The organism is Bacillus sp. CGMCC 1.60114, assembly GCF_042676365.1.
In the GTDB taxonomy this organism is placed as follows: domain Bacteria; phylum Bacillota; class Bacilli; order Bacillales; family Bacillaceae_G; genus Bacillus_A; species Bacillus_A rhizoplanae_A.
Genome location: NZ_JBHTHG010000118.1, coordinates 514,315 through 533,979 on the forward strand (window position 1 = coordinate 514,315; position 19,665 = coordinate 533,979).

Genomic DNA, 19,665 nt, shown 5'->3' on the forward strand with positions numbered 1-19,665 from the left:
TATGAATTTTTATTTAGTAGATGATGAGAAAGCAGTTCGCTCAATGTTGGCTCAAATTATTGAGGATGAGGATCTTGGAGAGGTTGTAGGAGAAGCTGAGAATGGTTCATTATTAGATCAACAAATGCTAATCTTGAAAAATATAGACATTTTATTTATCGATTTGTTAATGCCTATTCGAGATGGAATAAAAACGATTCGTCAAATAAAACCGTCATTCAAAGGGAAAATCATCATGGTTTCTCAAGTAGAATCAAAGGAATTGATTGCTGAAGCATATTCGCTTGGTGTTGAATACTTTATTATCAAACCGATTAACCGGATTGAAGTATTAACAGTCGTTCGAAAAGTTATCGAACGAATCCAATTGGAAAAATCGATAAAAGTCATTCAAGAATCACTTAATACTGTGCTTAAATTGGATAGTTATCAAAGTTCTCCAGAAAAATACCGTAACGAAAAACATATAAGTACTTCCAGCCATTTTCGAAAATCCGTTCATTTTCTTCTATCGGAATTAGGGATAGCTACTGAAAGCGGAAGTAAAGATTTAATGGACATGTTAGATTATTTATATAAATATGAACAAGATAAAACGTTTGAACAAGGGTTCCCCTCTCTAAAAGAGATTTTTGTGAATTTAGCTCAAAAAAGCCTTGGGGAATCAACCGAAGAGGCTGAATTAAAAAGATGGATTGAAGCCACCAAACAACGGATCCGAAGGGCAATCTACCAATCATTAAACCATTTAGCATCCATTGGACTTACTGATTTTTTAAACCCGAAGTTCGAAAATTACGCTTCTAGGTTTTTTGATTTTACAACCGTAAGGAGAAAGATGACAGAATTGAAAAATGAACCAACAGTACCTCCTCGTATTGATGTGAAAAGATTTATTCAGATTCTTTATTTTGAAGCGAAGCAGCTACATTTGGAATTTTAATGAGGAGCCCTTATTTATTTTTAATCTCAAGTGATGAATTTATAACTATCATTTGCAAAAAGGAGGCTTTAGAAACACTGGACTAAAGGAAAAAAATAAAAGTAATTTAGCTAAAAATATAACTAAATAGTTAGTTATATTTAAGGTAAAAAAGATGCTATCTAGCATCTTTTTTACTTTAAGAGGTACCTTTACATACTTATATTATTTTTAATTTGAATGTAAGCATATTAATAAGATAAAAGGAAATAATATCTAGCAAATTGCAATTAAAGATCGTAATTTAGGACAGAAAGTCTCAGTGTTAACCAATATTCAATATCGAATAAGAATAATGTTTCACCGTTCAATTTCTTAACCTTTTAGGAACTTTTTATTAAGCAAATACCAGATTTCTCAGAATTTTGCTCCTAGGATGGTACCTTTATAAGGAAATAAAAATGTGGAACATGATTATTTCCCATTTTTCAGATTAGAAAGTGTTTATACAAGCTTTTATCATATTTTTTATTCCACGTTATACGCTGTTGTAATCACCAGAAGATTATTATGAATGTTGGATTTCTAGTACGCTTCTTTGTCTATTGCGTTTCTTGACAGCGTTTGTTTCATTATTTACTCCCGCATTGAATATTTCCTTTGTCTCGTTTCATTCTGAATTAATTCCCATCAAGCTAGTTGCTTTTATTATAGGAATACGAGAATGGGTTCCTTTTCCCGCTTTAATATAAGCGTTGATTATGGAAGTAGCCATCGAGGTTTTACAGGAAGCAGGGTTGCGTTTACCTAAACCGATTGGTCCTGCAGTGGGAATTGTGGATGAACTAATCATTGGCCAGGCTGCCGTAGAAGCAAGGAGTGTCAGTACCATTATGATAATTATTGTAGCTGTAACAGCTATTTCTTCCTTTACTATCCCCACAATATAGTATAGGGATTGCATTAGCCATCCTTCGGTTTGTAACCATGTTGAGTGTGCCTTGTTTGGATTATACCAAGTCATTCTCTTTATTCTTACTTGGTAGCCATTTGGTGAAACTGAAAAGTTTTGGGTTTCGTATACCAGACCAGTTGTTTTTTATCAATTAAGTGATTGGAAAGATTTTATGGCTCGCATGCCGCAAAGGATAGCTTATGACGAAAGGAAGTGACCCTCAGTGATTACCAAATCCAAAGACCGAATTACAACACCACAAGCAGTTGTTATTGTTACTAACTTTATTCTTGGAACAGGAATCCTCACCCTGCCCAGAGCATCCGTTGAAAAAGTGAAAACACCAGATGTCTGGATAAGTGTAATTTTAGGTGGGATCATCGCAATGATTGTAGGGGTAATCATCGTCAAATTAAGTCAGCGGTTTCCCGAAAAAACCTTTTATCAATACAGCCAAGAAATTGCAGGGAAATGGATAGGCTGTTTACTTAGCTTGATTGTTGTATGTTATTTTCTGTCAACTTCTGGGTTTCAAATCCGTTCAATGGCAGAAGTAACGAGCCTTTTTTTGCTGGAAGGAACTCCTTCATGGGCCATTATCATGCCATTTATGTGGATAGGTCTCTATTTAATTATGGGTGGCATCAACCCAATTGCCCGGATGTTTGAAATCATATTTCCTATTACGGTTTTTGTTTTTTTACTAATTTCCTTGATGAGTGTCGGGATATTTGAGATAGATAATCTCCGTCCCGTATTAGGATTAGGATTTATGCCCGTGTTGACTGGGATAAAAACAACGACCCTCGCATATACAGGTCCTGAAATTATGTTAATCCTTTTGGTGTTTATGGAACAGCCAACCAAAGCAATAAAAGTTATTCTAGCTGGAATTTCTATTCCGTTAATCTTTTACATAATAACTGTCGTAATGGTCATCGGTGCATTATCTGTTGATGGAGTTGTAACGAGAACATGGCCGACAATTGATCTCATGCGCAGTTTTGAAATTCCTGGTTTGATATTTGAACGTTTTGAGTCTTTGTTGCTCGTAATATGGATTATGCAAATATTTGCTACTTATACAATCAGTTACTACGCTGCTGCTTTGGGATTGGCGCAGCTCTTCAAAAAGAGCATTTATCCTTTTATGTATGGTTTGCTTCCGATTATTTACATTATTGCTATGACTTCGAAAAATATAAATGACTTACTTAAATTTGGGGATATGATTGGCAATGCTGCATGTGTTTTATTTGGTTTACTGCCACTTCTCCTTCTTATTGTTATTCGGTATAAGGGGATACAGCATGAAGAAAAATCTTAATAATGTACGATTTTGACTTCGTTGTTGATTCCTGTGCTCCTGTTTCTGACAGGATGCTGAAGCAATAAAGAAATTGAAGGGTTGAGTTTAGCTTCAAATATAGCATTGGATAAAGGTAAAGAGTCAACAACTGAGAAAGAGATTTAAGAAAAAGAAAGGGGCTATCCTAAAAGAAACCTTATAACAGCTACTTATCAAATTGTTAGCTTACAAACGAAAATTAAAGAAGGTGCAGCAAAACCAAAGCGTTATATGAATGTTTCCGAGACCGGAGATTCTATTCATCAAATAATTTGTGAGTTTTCATTGAAAAGAGAGAGCCCTTTGTTCAGCCCACATTTAGTATATATACAAGGGATAACATCATAATGGTTTTTTTTACATAATTGTGATACTATTTACCTTTATAACAAAAAAGGACGTGACTTATCGTGATTAAAATTGAGATACCAGCACCAGATGTTACGATTACGCAGCGTAAACAAATCATTAAAGGTGATGAACCAAAAATTACTCCGATTAATGGATTTATTGACTTTCACCTGGTTCCTAGAGATAAAGGCGGCATTTTTATGTTTTATAATATGAATGATGAGCTGCTATTTGTTGGAAAAGCCCGGAAATTAAGACAAAGAATTAAAAAACATTTTGAAGATACTGTTTCACCAATGAAAGTACATAGAGATGAAGTGTACAGAATTGATGCATGTATCGTAGAAGATCCAATGGAAAGAGAAATTTACGAAACATATATTATTAATGAACTTCAAGCAAAATATAATGTAGATAAAGTATTTTTTAAATAAAAGGCTCTAACTAAAACGACCTCAGAACAATGCTGAGGTCGTTTTAGTTAGAGCTTAGTAATACATCTTTAATCTACGGCGAAGACTTGAATAGAAATCATTAAAAAGCGAAATAACGTAACGCTACGACCCATATAGAAAAGAGGACAAGGTAATATCTTTTAAGGAGGAAAGCGTGTGCGAATATTCCATGTAAGTGAAGAGAGCCATATCCAAGTGTTTCAGCCCCGAATACCTACTCGAACGGACTTAGATCCAACGAAAGGGCTTGTATGGGCGATAGATGATAAATGCTTACCTAACTTTTTAACGCCTAGAAAATGTCCACGTGTTTGCTATCATGTTGGACCAAATACATCTGAAATTGACAAGCAAGCATATATATCATCAAAAACATGTTCACATGTAGTAGTTATTGAAAACAAATGGTTTGAAACGATGAAAAATACTAAATTATACATGTATGAATTTGATACAAAGCAATTCACACTTCAAGATGAGATTGCTGGTTATTATATAAGTGAAAAAACACAAATTCCGATTGCTACATTAGAAGTAGCTGATTTATTTCAAGAACTGTTTAAACGGAATGTTGAATTACGTTTAGTAAATAATTTGTGGGATATTTGTGATGAAATTCAAAAAACAACATTTAACTGGTCAATGTGTAGAATGGGGTTTGCACAGCCAAGGTTTGAAGAATAATTTCTAATCAAGGAATCCATTTTGATCAATCTATTTTTCAAAATGGATTCTTTTGTTTTGGTTTAATATGAGCATTTTAGAAGTAGTTTTGAATGAATGTTATTTCACAACTACATTTTTGCAAGATTTAATTGCCAAGAAACACCATACTTATCTTGGACCCAAGCAAATTTTGCACTCCAAGGAGAAGCAGTTAACGGCATTAATACCGCGCCATCCTGAGATAACTTATCAAAAACTCGATCAATTTCTTCTTCCGTATCACAAGAGACAAATAATGACATGGCGGGAGTAAACTGATGTACATCTTTATTACTATTATCAATACACATAAATAGTTGTCCTTTTAATGAAAACGTAGCATGTAGCACTTTTCCTTCTTCAGCAGCTTCGTTTGCTCCATAACGAGAAATACTTTTGATTTCTGATTGATCAAATATAGAAGTGTAATGCTTCATTGCCTCCTCGGCTGTTCCAGGGAACATTAAGAAGGTAGTAATTTTTTGATTTGAGTTTTCCATTTTCTACTCACTCCTTTTATTAAATACAAAGACTTTTTCATTTTCATAAAACGAACATACATTCTTACCTATGCATTTATATTATCTTTAAGGGTTCTTCATTGTCAATTGTTATCACCTTATTTTCTAAATCACATTATTTTCATTTGGTATAAGAATCTATTAAAAACGAGTAACTTTACATAACTAAAAAATACAAACATATACTGGTACAAGCAAACTTGAAAGGAGACAATCATGAATTGGTTAGAAGCCTTTATCTTAGGAATTATTCAAGGTTTAACAGAGTTTTTACCAATTAGCAGTACCGGTCATTTGTATTTAGGGAGACACCTTTTTGGTTTAGATGAGGCAGGGCTCTTTTTAGATACGATGCTTCATATAGGGACGTTATTGGCGGTTTTTATTTACTATAAAAAAGAATTTCTCTATTTAATAAAAAATCCGTTCTCGAAATTAACTTATTTATTAATTATCGGAACAATCCCTGCAGTTGTAATTGGTTTACTATTTAAAGATTTCTTTGAAGAGATCTCAAAAACGGGTATAACGATTGGATGGGAATTTTTAGTTACAGGTTTATTTTTATATATGGCGGAGAAACAAAAAAGCGGACGGAAGAAGATGGATGATATTACATATAAAGACGCATTTATTATCGGTTCGTTTCAAGCATTTGCTATTTTTCCAGCGATATCTCGTTCAGGCATGACAATCGTCGCAGCACTTTGGAGAAAATTAGATCGTGAAACAGCAGCTTATTTCTCATTTTTATTATCAACCCCTGCAATTGTTGGCGCAATTATCTTACAGTTAGTTGATGTTTTTCAAGGAAAAGCAGAAGCAATCTCTAACACGTCACTTATTGTGGGTACACTATCTGCAGCATTCTTTGGATATATTGCCGTCTCATGGATGATTCAATATTTAAAACATCATTCTTTAAAAACATTTGCGTATTATGTATGGGCTCTTGGGCTTCTCATTCTTACCTTGCAATTTACCGGTGTATTTTAAGGGTGGAGGAACATGAAAAAATATGAGAAAATGATAAGGTTATTGTATGGGGGATTCTTTATACTAGGTTTAGCCGGTGGAATGTTATTAGAAAAACCTAACATCGGAATTTTTATAGGGATTGCTTGTGGATTATTTGCGCATTATTTGCGCATACGATTCTTGTTATGAGAAGTAGAGATGAATGAAATATCACCAGAAACTAAAATCCTGTATAAATATGATAATACAGGATTTTTAAATTTATTATGTTCAATTAAGAGATTTTAAAGTAGTAAAATTGATAGATAAATAGGGGACAAGGTAGATAGGGGGTAATATTTTGGAGAAGGCAATTGTAATTGGAGGAAGCATTGCTGGAAAACTTGCTGCAAAGGCTTTATCTCATTCTTTTCAGCAAGTAATAATTTTAGAAATAGGTGAAGAATGGACGGAAAAGATTCCTAGAAAGAGAGTGCCGCAAAGTTATCATCCACATGTTTTATTAAAAGGCGGAGAAGAAGCAGTTGAGGAGTTATTCCCTCAATTTATTTCGCAATTAATTGAGGATAAAAGTATTGTAAATAACTTTACACAAGATGTAAAGTGGCATCATTTTGGTCATTGGAAACCACAATTTACAGGAGATTTAACCATGGTTCAACAAAGTCGTCCTATGTTTGAGTGGCGTTTAAAAAGACGAATTGATCAAGTATCTAATATTGTAACTAGATATAGAATGATGGTTGAACAAATATTGATAGATGAAGAGCATAATAAAGTATACGGAGTACGAGTGAAAAACCTTGAAACAGGTGTAGAAGAAGAAATTCATGCAAATGTAGTTGTGGATGCAAGCGGGTTTGGGTCAAAAGCTGTGGAGTGGTTACAAACATATGGTATACAGGTTAAAGAGGAAAAAGTATGGATTCAACTATTTTATGCTACTAGGGTATTTCGTCTAAAAACAAAAGAACGGCTAGATTGGTGTAACCTTCTTGTTTCTCCTAGTTTTCCTGAAAACCCTTACGGTGCTCTTATCCAAACAATTGAAGACGATCGTTTTTATATAACTTTTAGCGGTTACGCAAATGAGCGTGCTCCGCAAACTGATGAAGAATTTTTCGCTTATGCTCAGAAATTACCAGTCCCTGATGTGCAAAGTTTTCTTGAAATAATAGAGCCTCTTTCAGATATAAGAATACATAAAATTCCTTATCAAGTGCGTCGCCGATTTGACTTAGTAAGGCATGTTCCGGAAGGTTTTTTAGTAATTGGAGATGCTCATTGCCGTTTTGATCCCGTTTTTGGACAAGGGATTTCGGTCGCTGCAATGGAAGCTTTAGAGTTGGAAAGGTGTCTCAGGGAAAATAAACATCTCGAAAAAGATTTTACTTACAAATTTCATAAGAGTATTTCGAAGTTGATAGCAACGCCGTGGGAAATGACTACAACAGAAGCATTTCGCGTTTCGAACATTAAAGGGGACAGACCTCTTATGCAACCATTTAAACAGTGGTACACCAAAAAGGTATATCGTCTTTCTGCTTTTAATCCGGAAATTTATATTCGATTGGTTAACGTTATGAACTTAATTCGTAGTCCCTTACATCTTTTTCATCCTAAAGTACTATTTGCTATATTTACGAGTCGAGGAAAGTAGCCTTTTTTCAGCAGGATTTTGTGACGAAATAGCAAATGTATATAGTTGATTGATTTTGAAAAGGAATGGTTAGCAAATGGAAGTCTACATAGAAAAGTTAAGAGAACAAGATGCAGAAGAATTGTTTGCTTTTGAATGTAGTAACAGGCCTTTTTTTGAAAAGATGGTGCCTAGTCGTGGTGAAGATTACTATACATATGAAACGTTTCAAAAGATTTTTTATGAAGTATTAAAAGAACAATTTGAAGGGATTTCATATTTTCACCTCATAAGAAATCAGGCAGGAACAATTGTCGGGCGAATCAACTTAGTAGATATTGAGAAAGATATAGAATTAGGGTATCTTGGCTATCGAGTAGGAGAAAAATATGTTGGAAGAGATGTTGCAACTAAAGCTGTAAAACTCCTTTTAGATGAAGCGGCGAACTATCATGTTACTGAAATTCACGCGAAAACAACAAATAATAATTTTGCTTCTCAAAAAGTATTAGAAAAGAACCATTTTTTACGTATCTCAATTGATGAAAATGCAGCAGAATTACATGGCCAAAAAATTAATTTTATCCATTATATTTGGAGACATTCTAACTAAAACAAAAAGGAGAGCAATATAATTATGGACTTACGTTATCCGATCGGTCATTTTACTTATGAAAGTATTACGCAAGATACAATAGAGAATTGGATAGAGCAAATTGAAAATCTTCCAATTGAACTAACACAGGCAATAAAAGGATTAGATAAAAATCAACTTGATACGCCGTATCGTCCTGGCGGATGGACAGTGCGCCAAGTCGTTCATCATATTGCAGATAGTCATATGAATAGTTATATTCGGTTTAAATTGGCGCTGACGGAAAATAATCCAACGATTAAACCGTATTTTGAAGAAAAATGGGCGGAGCTTCCTGATTCCCAGTTACCAATAGATGTATCCCTAGCACTTTTAGAATCATTACATACGAGATGGGTTACTTTGCTGCGATCTATGAAATCTAATGATTTTGAAAAAACATTTAATCATCCTGAAACAGGATTAAATAAATTAGGTGTAACGATTGGGCTTTATGTATGGCACGGTCGTCATCATACTGCACACATTACTTCTCTTCGTGATCGATTAGGCTGGTAATAGTTCTATAGATTATAAATTAAGAAATTGAAATGCAAGGGGGCAGTTTATATGGGGATAACTAATAAATGGACTGAGGTAGATCGCTATATAACAGATTTACTAGTTCCATCTGATCCTGTACTTGATACAGTACTCCAGGTTAACGCAGATTCTGGCTTACCCGCGCACGATGTTTCTCCGAATCAAGGAAAATTCCTGCAATTGCTTGCCCAGATTCAAGGAGCACGCACTATATTAGAAATTGGCACGTTAGGTGGTTATAGTACTATTTGGCTGGCACGGGCATTACCTAAAGATGGTCGTCTTCTTTCGTTAGAGGCAGATCCAAAGCATGCAGAAGTAGCCCGTTCTAACATTAAGCGTGCTAATTTGAATGATATAGTGGAGATTCGTCTTGGACCGGCACTAAACACTCTACAGCAACTTGTTGATGAAAAACATGAACCATTTGATTTCATCTTTATTGATGCTGATAAACGGAATAATCCGTATTATTTAGCATGGGCACTGAAACTTTCTCGCCCGGGTACTTTAATCATTGGAGATAATGTCGTACGTGATGGTGCAGTACTAGAAAATTCAGGTGATGATCAAAGTGTTCAAGGGATACGACAATTCTATGAGTTGCTGGCTACTGAGCCACGCTTGAGCGCAACGGCAATCCAAACTGTTGGTTCCAAAGGATATGACGGCTTTGCACTTGCGGTCGTTACGTCTATTTAAAGTGAATTTGAACCAAAAGAGACGATATGTCTTTCTTATCTAGTTACTAATGTAAAACATAAAAAAATTTCCAGTATAGTAATTTTTAAGATGCCAGGTGGACATTATTTAAAGTTAAAAGACTTGCATTTGTAAATGCAGGTCTTTACTTATGAGTGATGATTTAATAGGGGGATAGAAGTACCGTTTTTTTAAACTTAAGGTTTGTAATTATGTTCTTTTTGAGTAATCTACATTTCTTGTATAAAAATAGGTGTGATTATGGTTTCAAAACGATTTTTATGCAATCGTCTTCACGATTATTAAAAATTCGATAACCATGACTTGCATCTTCAAGAGGGATTTTATGTGTAATAATTTCTTTTGGGTCAAACTCGTTATTCGTTATTTTTTCAAACAGTTCTGGCATAAGATGAATGACGGGCGCTTGTCCCATTTTAAGATTTATATTTCTAGTCCAAAATGCTCCTAAAGGAAATGCATTGTAGTTTCCTCCATAAACACCCGTTATTTGTACAGTTCCACATTTTCGAACAGCCTTCGTAGCAATTTGAATAGGACCAAGAGTGCCACCTTGTAATTTTAATTTTTGTTCAAGATATTCTAGAGGTGATTTTTTCCCGTCCATACCAACGCAATCAATAACTATGTCGGCGCCGCCATGAGTAATCTCTTTTAAATGTTCTCCCATATCAGGATATTTTGTAAACTCGAATACCTCAACTTTGTTCATTTTTTTAGCATGATTTATACGATAATCTAAGTAATCAACAGCGATGACACGTTTAGCACCTTTCATCCATGCAAATTTTTGAGTCATTAATCCAACAGGGCCACATCCAAGAACAATGACAGTATCGCCCGGTTTTACACCTGCGTTTATGACACTCCAATATGCAGTTGGGAGAACGTCGGATAAGAAAAGCAATGATTCGTCTTCAAGTTCGCATGATTCAGGGATAACAAAAGGAGTAAAATTTCCAAAAGGAACTTTTAAATATTCAGCCTGGCCACCTGGATGGTTACCAAATTTCTCTGTATAGCCAAGGTATCCTCCGGAATCATAGTGAGGATTTGAATTATCACATTGACTCTCCATTTCGTGCTGACATTAAAAACAATGCCCGCATGAAACGTTGAAAGGAATTACAACACGGTCTCCTTTTTTGACCCTGGTGATATCAGGTCCTACTTCTTCTACAATACCCATCGGTTCGTGGCCAATAATATATCCTGGAGGTAATGGCATGTTCCCTTGATACAAATGTAAATCAGATCCACAAATAGCAGTTGAAGTAATCTTTACGATAATATCATCTTTCTTTTCAAGTTTTGCATCTTCTACCTGATTAACTTCAACAAAATTTGGCCCTTGATAAGTCACAGCTTTCATAATTCTAGAACCTCCTAGTTTATTGAATGCACCTTTTAGCACCTTTAAATATGTTCAGTCAAAGAAGTAAATAATATACTTATTCATCTTGTAACAGATAATAAATTTGTATGTGTTGGAAAATATATAAACAGATAGATTTTTAAAAAGCAATATAAGTTTGAAAAAGGAGGATATTCATTGTGAACATAGCAGGAAATAAACTATCCATTTTTGCTTTAGGCGGCATAAAGGAAATAGGGAAAAATATGTATGTTATACAGTATGCAAATGACATTGTGATAATTGATTGTGGTTCGAAGTTCCCCGATGAAAGTTTATTAGGAATTGATTTGATTATCCCTGACATTACATATTTAAAGGAAAATCAAGATAAGATTCGGGCTTTAGTTGTTACACACGGACATGAAGATCATATTGGAGGTATTCCATATTTATTAAAACAATTGAATGTGCCAATTTATGCAACACGTTTAACGCTAGGGCTAATTGAAGTTAAATTAAAAGAACATAAACTTCAAAATGAAACAGATCTATTTGTTATTGACTCTGAATCGTTAATTGAATTTGGACAAATAAGTCTAACTTTTTTCAAAACGAATCATAGCATTCCAGACTGTCTTGGCATTGCTTTTCATACACCAGAAGGTACAGTAGTACATACAGGTGACTTCAAATTTGATTTGACTCCTGTAAATAATCAATATCCTGATATTCATAAAATGGCTAAAATCGGAAGTAATGGTGTTTTAGCATTACTCTCTGAAAGTACAAATGCGGAACGTTCTGGATTTACTCCATCAGAACGATTTGTAGGTGAACATATTGAAGAAGCATTTCTCAAAGCTCGTAGAAAAGTTATTCTTTCCACTTTTGCATCTAATGTGAATCGCCTACAGCAGGTGGTAGATGCTGCATGTAAAACAAATCGAAAACTTGCTTTGCTTGGAAGAAGTATGGTAAATGTAGTATCTGTTGCATTAGAGCAAGGGTACTTAAATATTCCAGAGGGAATGTTAATTGAAGCACATGAAATCAATCAAATGGAGCCGGACAAGGTAGCCATTCTTTGTACTGGCAGTCAAGGTGAGCCTATGGCTGCTTTAGCTCGTTTAGCGAGTGGAAACTATAGACAGGTAGATATCCTGCCGGAAGATACTGTAATTTTAGCTGCAACTCCTATACCAGGTAATGAACGAAATGTTTCACGTATTGTAGACAACTTATTTTTATTAGGAGCTAATGTAATTTATGGATCAGGAAGTTCAACAGGGATGCACGTTTCTGGACATGCTTATCAAGAAGAATTAAAATTAATGCTCACTTTAATGAAGCCAAAATACTTTATTCCGATTCATGGAGAATTTAGAATGCTACATCATCATCGCCTTTTAGCGGAGTCCGTTGGTGTTGAGAAAGATAATATTTATGTTATGAACAATGGTGATGTTGTTGATATAAATAACCAAGTGGCATATCAAACTAGACGAATACCTGCAGGAAATGTATATGTGGACGGATTGGGTATTGGTGATGTTGGAAATATTATTTTACGTGATCGTAAACAGCTTGCAGAGGATGGTATGCTTGTTATAGTCATAACTCTTAGTAAAACTGATGGGAAAATGATTTCTGGTCCAGACACAATTTCTCGTGGATTTGTATATGTGCGCGATTCAGAAGATTTTTTAAAGAAAATTAATCAACTGGTTGTAACAACTGTTAATAATTCACAAAAAGCAAATATTAGCCAATGGAATGTTCTTAAAAAGAATATAAAAGAAACACTTGGACAATTTACATATGAACATACAAAAAGAAAGCCAATGATTCTTCCTATAATAATTGAAGTTTAAAATAGCTACTTTCATATACTAATTAACTTAAAGTGAAGTGAAAAAATTATAAAAGTCTAATTTCAAAAAAACATGTTACAGGTGATAGATAATATGCCGGAATACAAAAAGACTATCTCTATTGCAAGATAGTCTTTTTGTATTTTTAATCAAAATTAATGTATGTTGTTCCAAAATATACGGGGTAAATACTTTTGATTGTGTATAAAAATACAAAATATTATTTTATTGTGTAAGCTACAAGTGCTTTTTGAATGTTGTAAATACTATCGTCTTTTCTAAATTCTTTCGTAATCGGTGTAGACATGCTTGATACCCAAATTTTTAATTCGGCATCTAAATCGAAGTGACCAGCTGTTTCTATGCTAAATTGTGTAATACTTTTATATGGAATAGAATGATATTCTGTTTTTTTACCAGTCATACCTTGTTTGTCTACTAAAATCATTCGACGATCTGTAAATACAATTAAATCACGAATTAATTTATAAGCGTGTTCTACTTGCTCATCATCTAACATAATCGCTTGTAGATCACGTTCTACGCTACTTATATCTGCATCAGATGCATTTCCTAAAATACCACTAAATAAACCCATTATAAATTCCTCCTTTATATATAGAGTCAGTTTCTTTTATTGTAACATGTAACGGAAAAGCAGGTTCTTACTTTTCGATATAAGAATTAATTTTCAATTGCAATGAAACAATTTGATACTTCATCATAATATCTTATGCTAATATATTTATGTAAGAACTTTTGGACACTATGAACTAAAAATGTGATAGAGGGACAATATATGAATAATATCGGATTAGTTTTAGAAGGCGGAGGAATGAAAGGACTTTATACAGCAGGTGTATTAGAATTTTTCATGGAAAAAGATCTTTATTTTCCTTATGTGATAGGTGTTTCAGCTGGGGCTTGTATGGCCGCTACGTATTTATCTCGTCAAAAAGGAAGAAATAAGAAAGTAAATACGGAACTTGTAAGCGATCCACGTTACATATCATTTCGAAATTTTTTACGAAAACGTGAGTTGTTTGGCATGGATTTTTTATTTGATGAAGTACCTAACAAAATTGTTCCATTTGATTTTCATACATTCCTAAACGGGGCAGAACAGTTTGTTATTGGCACAACTGATTGTAATACAGGAGAAGCTGTGTATTACAATAAGCACGAACATGGAAATGATATTTTAAAAATTATTCGTGCATCAAGTTCAGTGCCATTTATTGCGCCGGCCGTTGAATATGATGATAAAAAGTTACTAGATGGAGGGATTACAGACCCAATTCCCATTCAGAAGGCACAGGCTGATGGGTTCCAAAAAAATGTGGTCATTATGACAAAACCAGCAGGATTTGAAAAACAACGGAATAAGCTGTCATCTATTGCGAAATGGTTGTATCGACATTATCCTAATGTGGCAAATCGTCTCGTGGAGCATTACGAAATCTATAACAATACTATATCTTATCTCTATTCAGAAAAACAAAAAGAGAATTTCTTTGTTATACAACCAAGTGTGCAATTGCCTGCAGGGGGATTAGAGCGGAATAAAGAAAGATTAGTTCATTTATATGAACTTGGCTATAACGATGCAAAGAATCAGTTTGAGCAGCTGAAACAATGGGTTAAGTAAAATAATATTTTGTTAGATGGGGGAATTTGAAATCGTTGGTTTTTTAAACAGATTTGTATTCCTTATGATTGGGCACAAGTAGAAGAAACAGTGATTAAAAATGGTTGTCAAGATTGTGCGATTGTATTGAAAAGAATAACAGCGTAATGAAATTAGATTGAACAACTTATGTTCAATCTAATTTCATTTACCGTATTTTTACAATAAAAACCCAAACCGTTCTAACAATATTCATCTATATTCAACTAGCAAAGGAATTTGACTTCTTACATTAGAATTTACTATCTGAAAAGTAAATAAGGAGGACCAAAATATGAAAACTCGTTTTCACCACGTTGTCAGGGGTGTACTTATAAAAGATGGAAAGCTTTTGGTAGCACATTTTAAGGGACATCATTCTTTTTTACCAGGGGGGCATATTGAATTAGGTGAGTCAGTCGAAAATGCACTTATACGAGAGTGGGAAGAAGAAATAGGTACAGCTTGTTCAATCGAAAAATTCCTTGGTGTAATTGAAAATCAGTGGAAAGATGGAGACACACTACATTATGAAATTAATCATGTATTTAAAGTTAACAGTGATAACTTAAATGCAGAAACACCTCCTAAATCTAGAGAATCTCATCTGGATTTTTATTGGATTGTACCTAATGAAGATAATTTGAAAAGATTTAAAGTCATGCCAGATGCTGCTGTACAAACACTTATGAAAAAAATTCAAGAACATGACATAGAAACATGTTGGGTTAGTACACTTTAACTACTTGAAACTGGATTTATGTCAAAAAGGGTGTTTTCACGTCTAGAAAACACCTTTTTAGTTTGTAAAGCTTTTACATTATTCTATAAAGTCCTAAATATAAATTTTGTTCACAAAATATACATTATAACTACAGTAAATAGCAAGGAAACGATTAATTGATAACTGAAATAAGTATAGAGTTAGAAAAGAAAAGGAGGCAAAAAATGAAGAAACTAATGAGTCCAATTATGCATGATTTGGCGAAGCAATTAAATCAAGGAAATCCTTCTGCTGTTACATTGTTTTTAGAGAGCATAAAGAAACAAGAAACACCTATTGTGGAGACTTGTCCAATTGATGCTGTGTACCATCTTGTTACATATATTTGGTTAGGTGATGAACAAACTGAAAATGCATATGTATTTGGCAGTTTTCCTGGTTGGGATATAACGGCGAATAAAATGGATAAGCTTTCACATACAAACATATGGTTTAAAACGTTTCGAACAAAAGAAAAGTTTGCTTCGACGTATTATTTTTCAATTAATGATGACTTTGAACAAGATTGGGTAAAGCGAAGTGAAAACTATAAGCGTGATCCATTGAATTCTAAAATATTTGAGCATAAAGCAGGACCAATATCTGTTTTAGAGTTAGGCCTATCGTCACAAACTGACAAAACAAAGCAACAAACTCATATTCCAAAAGGAAAAGTAGAAACATATCAGTTTTATAGTTCTATATTGAAGAATGAACGACAACTTTGGATATATACTCCGTATAATTACTCACCTGAACAAGCTCCTTATGACCTTCTTATCATGTTTGATGGCAGTTCTATGCTGCAGACGTTATCAGCAGCTGTAACACTAGATCATCTTATACATACAAAGGAAATTCCACCTTGTATTCTAATTGGCATTGATCATGTAGATCGATTTACAGAACTCACATTTTATGAGGAAATGAATATGTTTTTAACAAAAGAACTACTTCCTTGGATTCAGTCTCGGTGGTTTAGCAGCTTTTTATGCAGCGTTGCAGTATCCAGATATCTTTGGAAATGTTTTATCATTGTCTGGTTCTGTACATTGGAAAAAAGAAAATTACGCAGGGTCACATCCTTGGATTGAAAATCAATTTAAAAGAAGCAGCACATTACCACTACATATTTATATGAGCGCTGGGGAGTTGGAAAATAAACCATTGTTAGAAGCAAATAGGAAGTTATCACAAGTACTTAAAGAAAAAGAATATCAAAGCACATATGTTGAATTCCTTGGTGGTCACGATGAATTGTGGTGGTATAAACAGCTTGCTCAAGGATTAGTATCCTTACAACAATTTAAAATACCTATGAAATAATAAAAAGGGAGGAGAAAACATATGAAAGATAGAGAAAAAGAAATAGATAAGGCATTAAAGAAACAAGAAATTTTAGTGAAAGATGAAAAAGTATGGTCATTTACGTACGAAGATCATATTAGTTCGATTATTAAACGCGCTCAAAAAGAAGGTGTATTTGATGACTTAGTAGGCAAAGGGAAGCCACTGCAAATTGATAAAAGTCTCTCTTATAATCCAGAAAAACAACTATATAAAACGATGAAAGATAATCATATATTACCGAGGTGGATTGAACTTTTGAAAGAAATTGATGCGTTAAAGGAAAAATTGCATACATGCATGGAGAAGGAAGAATTTACTGCAATGGTTGAAATGATTAATAAAAAAATTTACGAGCACAATTTAACTTGCCCGCCATCAGCACAAAAAATGAAAATTAGTATACCAGGTTAATATTGTAAGGTTGTTACTCTTTCTGAAGATAAGCTCGGAAAGAGTTTTTTTATAGAATAATTCGTTATAAGCGGATTTTAATAAAAAAATACTGTATAAATCACTTGATTATATAAATAAATTCATCGAGAATTCTCTTTAAATGGATTTTTTATGTGCGTTATTTAATAAATACATATAACGAAGTAAACTGTTAGGAAGGAAGTGAAAAAGATGCATTCAGAAACTATTATTTTACGTAATATGAATCAATATATTGAAGCAGAAGGTTTAAAAAGAAAGCGTTTAGCGAAACGTTTGAACATGTCCGAGTCCAATTTCTCTGACTATCTAAATGAAAAACGAATGAATGGTATTTATGATTTTGCAGCTAAATTAGCTGATGTTTTAGGGCATGAACAAACGTTTTTTATGACTGATTCGTTTCATCATTTAAATCAAGAGCTAGAGGAAAGGGCTTTAGCTTTTCGGCCGGTAATCTGTTATCAGAGAGAGGGATAGAGGGGTTAGCTCAGTTAACAAAAATTTGTGATTTACTCGAAATTTACGATAGAGGTGATTCACATACCTGAGCTTTCGTTTGCAGATCTTCCGCAAATTTTAGAAGAAAATCAAAAGATAAAGTCTGAAATAGAAAATTTAATGAAAAAGTATTTGTAGCATTACCACCCAAGAGGCTGGACAATGATTGAAGGTGCGAAAAAATATATTTCTATACAACATTTTTTCATTGAAGCACCAATTCAAGATCAGTCTTTGGGTGGTTTTATTCGTTCTACAAATACGGATAAGTATATTTGCTATGTGAATACGTATCAATCTCGAATTTATCAAAATTTTAGTCTGCTTCATGAACTGTATCACCTTATTTCATTTCAAGAGCTTAAGTAGCAATTACATATTATTTATGTAGGCCTTGATAAAAATCAGTCTGAACGAAAAGCTGATTATTTTGCATCTGTTCTATTAATTGATGAACACGAGTTAAAAGCTTTTTATACGGGTACAGAAAATGAATTTGAAACTACATTAACAAAGATTCTTCTTTGCATGAGTCGTTTTCAGGCCCTGTATAAAGCAATTCTTATTCGTCTCTATGAACTGTACCTAATTGATGAACAATCATTAGAAACATATTTTGATAAAAAAGTTGATTATCATAAAGAATTTGAAAATCTTGGGTTAGATCCTTATATGATTGAACGAAGTAACGTTGTGAATTTTGGAAAACTAGAAAAATTAATGAATCAGCATGGTTTACCTCATGCAGCACAACAAGCTAATCAACAAGTTCTTGAAGAAGTTATTGGGTATTTCTATAATGTGAAGGGAGAGGCAGCAGAGTGACATCTTCAGAACTAAAAGGTTTTTATCCAACAACAAACCGCAAAAGAAATGCGTCTTACAGAGGATTTAGAAAGACTATATTTAGCTTATTAATACAGTCCTTTATGTAGAACTTAAAGTAGAATACGCAGCAGCACAAGCGAAACAATAGTTTTTAATTGCAAGTAAAAAAGCATTTCCCTGCATAGAGTCATTACGAGAAAGCATTAGAAAAGCAAGAAATACATTTCAAATTGCTGAAAAGATTGTATTTAACGACTATGAGGCTTTTTTTGTGAATTGTAACCATAAAAATCATGGAGAAATGTCATTATTATGGACAGCCTGTATATTGAATCAAATCCTAAGCAAACAAACCATCACATTTGTTGGAGTTGATCAAGACTTATATACATACGTAGAACAATGCTATTTTCTTATGGGGAATAAAAAAAGCATGCTAAATAATCCTCAGGTAATATACATTATTAGTAATAAGGTCTTGTTGCAAAGTTATTACATATAACAAGGCGATGTTGATACACTGGCAACACTAGTGCAAGTATATCGAAATGAAAAGCGCAAAGTGATTTATCATAATCGAAAAAGTGGCATTCTACATTTAGTTCGTCAAACAGAAAAGATAGTAAATAAAGAGTTTGTAGAAAAGACAATAGCTAATAGAATACAAGTTATTTATTAAAATTCTTCCTAAAATAACAAGGGAGGCTTTTTTTGTTCTATAAATGCATTATGTTAACTAGATGATAGGAATTTAGTAAAGGAAAATATAGGTTAGAGCTGAATGATGACAAATTTTTATGTAAGACATATTTCTGTATATATTTAGGGAATAAGATATTAATCGTATAATAAAAAACAAGCCAGAAAAAAACTTTTAAGTGCAAAATAAATATAAATTATAGCTTTGAACATTTAGCGTGAAAATTCTCCAGCTGTGTGCGAATGATTTTGCTGAATGAAATTATAATGGTTCATTTAAAATATGGAGTTTCGAACGATTATTTAAATCTGCTATAGATTGTTTCAAAAATATCCGTTTCGTCTCAAAATATATAGTTTACTTGGTTTTAGAGATATGAAACTCCTTCTATTTTACAACTTCCTATAATTTATATTATGTTAA

At 33.4% G+C, this 19,665-nt stretch carries 19 protein-coding genes and 4 pseudogenes; 20 read left to right on the plus strand and 3 right to left on the minus strand.

Translation table 11 applies throughout. From position 1 onward, the window contains the following. Nucleotide 1: 1 nt before the first annotated feature. The 6 genes and pseudogenes from ACFQZ1_RS23900 to ACFQZ1_RS23925 all read left to right on the plus strand — a co-directional run bounded on the left by ACFQZ1_RS23900 (nt 2) and on the right by ACFQZ1_RS23925 (nt 4,715). On the plus strand, nt 2-943 hold the full coding sequence (locus ACFQZ1_RS23900; protein ID WP_377884650.1) for a response regulator: 942 nt from the start codon (nt 2-4) through the stop codon (nt 941-943). 533 nt (nt 944-1,476) lie between these two features. Beyond that, nucleotides 1,477-2,094 (plus strand): annotated as a pseudogene (locus tag ACFQZ1_RS23905) (spore germination protein); the annotation flags it as partial. A gap of 6 nt (nt 2,095-2,100) precedes the next feature. Beyond that, a complete protein-coding gene (locus ACFQZ1_RS23910; RefSeq protein ID WP_377884651.1) occupies nt 2,101-3,204 on the plus strand; it encodes a spore germination protein in 1,104 nt (367 codons plus the stop codon). A 9-nt stretch (nt 3,205-3,213) separates the two neighbouring features. Continuing rightward, nucleotides 3,214-3,546 (plus strand): annotated as a pseudogene (locus ACFQZ1_RS23915) (Ger(x)C family spore germination protein); the annotation flags it as partial. Between the two features lie 89 nt (nt 3,547-3,635). Continuing rightward, nucleotides 3,636-4,010: a nucleotide excision repair endonuclease gene (locus ACFQZ1_RS23920; protein WP_377884652.1), complete on the plus strand. Its 375-nt coding sequence runs from the start codon at nt 3,636-3,638 to the stop codon at nt 4,008-4,010. A 177-nt stretch (nt 4,011-4,187) separates the two neighbouring features. Next, a complete protein-coding gene (locus tag ACFQZ1_RS23925; RefSeq protein WP_377884654.1) occupies nt 4,188-4,715 on the plus strand; it encodes a DUF6886 family protein in 528 nt (175 codons plus the stop codon). Between the two features lie 110 nt (nt 4,716-4,825). Here the strand turns inward: ACFQZ1_RS23925 and ACFQZ1_RS23930 are convergent, their stop codons facing one another. Beyond that, nucleotides 4,826-5,236, minus strand: coding sequence for a VOC family protein (locus ACFQZ1_RS23930; RefSeq protein ID WP_377884655.1), 411 nt, complete (start codon nt 5,234-5,236; stop codon nt 4,826-4,828). A 237-nt stretch (nt 5,237-5,473) separates the two neighbouring features. On the opposite strand from ACFQZ1_RS23930, the gene ACFQZ1_RS23935 reads away from it, so the two are divergent. From ACFQZ1_RS23935 to ACFQZ1_RS23960, 6 genes are all read left to right on the plus strand, one after another. Next, on the plus strand, nt 5,474-6,253 hold the full coding sequence (locus ACFQZ1_RS23935; RefSeq protein ID WP_377884656.1) for an undecaprenyl-diphosphate phosphatase: 780 nt from the start codon (nt 5,474-5,476) through the stop codon (nt 6,251-6,253). A gap of 12 nt (nt 6,254-6,265) precedes the next feature. Next, nucleotides 6,266-6,424: a hypothetical protein gene (locus ACFQZ1_RS23940; RefSeq protein ID WP_377884657.1), complete on the plus strand. Its 159-nt coding sequence runs from the start codon at nt 6,266-6,268 to the stop codon at nt 6,422-6,424. Nucleotides 6,425-6,572: 148 nt separating this feature from the next. Further along, nucleotides 6,573-7,895 carry an NAD(P)/FAD-dependent oxidoreductase gene (locus ACFQZ1_RS23945; protein WP_377884969.1) on the plus strand — a complete coding sequence of 441 codons (1,323 nt, stop codon included), beginning with the start codon at nt 6,573-6,575 and terminating at the stop codon, nt 7,893-7,895. Between the two features lie 76 nt (nt 7,896-7,971). Continuing rightward, on the plus strand, nt 7,972-8,487 hold the full coding sequence (locus tag ACFQZ1_RS23950; RefSeq protein WP_377884658.1) for a GNAT family N-acetyltransferase: 516 nt from the start codon (nt 7,972-7,974) through the stop codon (nt 8,485-8,487). Between the two features lie 21 nt (nt 8,488-8,508). Then, nucleotides 8,509-9,027: a YfiT family bacillithiol transferase gene (locus tag ACFQZ1_RS23955; RefSeq protein ID WP_377884970.1), complete on the plus strand. Its 519-nt coding sequence runs from the start codon at nt 8,509-8,511 to the stop codon at nt 9,025-9,027. Nucleotides 9,028-9,078: 51 nt separating this feature from the next. Then, nucleotides 9,079-9,753, plus strand: a complete 675-nt coding sequence (locus tag ACFQZ1_RS23960; protein WP_377884659.1) for an O-methyltransferase — start codon at nt 9,079-9,081, stop codon at nt 9,751-9,753. Between the two features lie 259 nt (nt 9,754-10,012). Here ACFQZ1_RS23960 and ACFQZ1_RS23965 read toward each other — a convergent pair. Then, nucleotides 10,013-11,146 (minus strand): annotated as a pseudogene (locus ACFQZ1_RS23965) (zinc-dependent alcohol dehydrogenase). A 182-nt stretch (nt 11,147-11,328) separates the two neighbouring features. Between ACFQZ1_RS23965 and ACFQZ1_RS23970 the strand changes: the two are divergent. Continuing rightward, the gene (locus ACFQZ1_RS23970) at nt 11,329-13,002 is read left to right on the plus strand and encodes a ribonuclease J (RefSeq protein WP_377884661.1); all 1,674 of its coding nucleotides are present in this window, start codon (nt 11,329-11,331) and stop codon (nt 13,000-13,002) included. A 220-nt stretch (nt 13,003-13,222) separates the two neighbouring features. Here ACFQZ1_RS23970 and ACFQZ1_RS23975 read toward each other — a convergent pair whose 3' ends face one another. Then, complete coding sequence (locus tag ACFQZ1_RS23975) at nt 13,223-13,600, minus strand: PH domain-containing protein (RefSeq protein WP_377884662.1); 378 nt, start codon at nt 13,598-13,600, stop codon at nt 13,223-13,225. Nucleotides 13,601-13,801: 201 nt separating this feature from the next. Between ACFQZ1_RS23975 and ACFQZ1_RS23980 the strand changes: the two genes are divergently transcribed. From ACFQZ1_RS23980 to ACFQZ1_RS24010, 7 genes and pseudogenes are all read left to right on the plus strand, one after another. Next, entirely contained in the window at nt 13,802-14,650 is an 849-nt protein-coding gene (locus tag ACFQZ1_RS23980; RefSeq protein WP_377884663.1) for a patatin-like phospholipase family protein, read from the plus strand. A gap of 313 nt (nt 14,651-14,963) precedes the next feature. Beyond that, nucleotides 14,964-15,410, plus strand: coding sequence for an NUDIX domain-containing protein (locus ACFQZ1_RS23985; RefSeq protein ID WP_377884664.1), 447 nt, complete (start codon nt 14,964-14,966; stop codon nt 15,408-15,410). A 206-nt stretch (nt 15,411-15,616) separates the two neighbouring features. After that, a pseudogene (locus ACFQZ1_RS23990) lies at nt 15,617-16,757 on the plus strand (alpha/beta hydrolase). 21 nt (nt 16,758-16,778) lie between these two features. Beyond that, a complete protein-coding gene (locus tag ACFQZ1_RS23995) occupies nt 16,779-17,192 on the plus strand; it encodes a DnaJ family domain-containing protein (protein ID WP_377884665.1) in 414 nt (137 codons plus the stop codon). Between the two features lie 213 nt (nt 17,193-17,405). Then, nucleotides 17,406-17,693, plus strand: a complete 288-nt coding sequence (locus tag ACFQZ1_RS24000) for an XRE family transcriptional regulator (protein WP_377884666.1) — start codon at nt 17,406-17,408, stop codon at nt 17,691-17,693. Between the two features lie 183 nt (nt 17,694-17,876). Beyond that, nucleotides 17,877-18,083 (plus strand): hypothetical protein, encoded by a 207-nt coding sequence (locus ACFQZ1_RS24005; RefSeq protein WP_377884668.1) that lies wholly within the window; start codon nt 17,877-17,879, stop codon nt 18,081-18,083. A gap of 159 nt (nt 18,084-18,242) precedes the next feature. After that, entirely contained in the window at nt 18,243-18,539 is a 297-nt protein-coding gene (locus ACFQZ1_RS24010; protein WP_377884669.1) for a hypothetical protein, read from the plus strand. Nucleotides 18,540-19,665 lie beyond the last annotated feature (1,126 nt).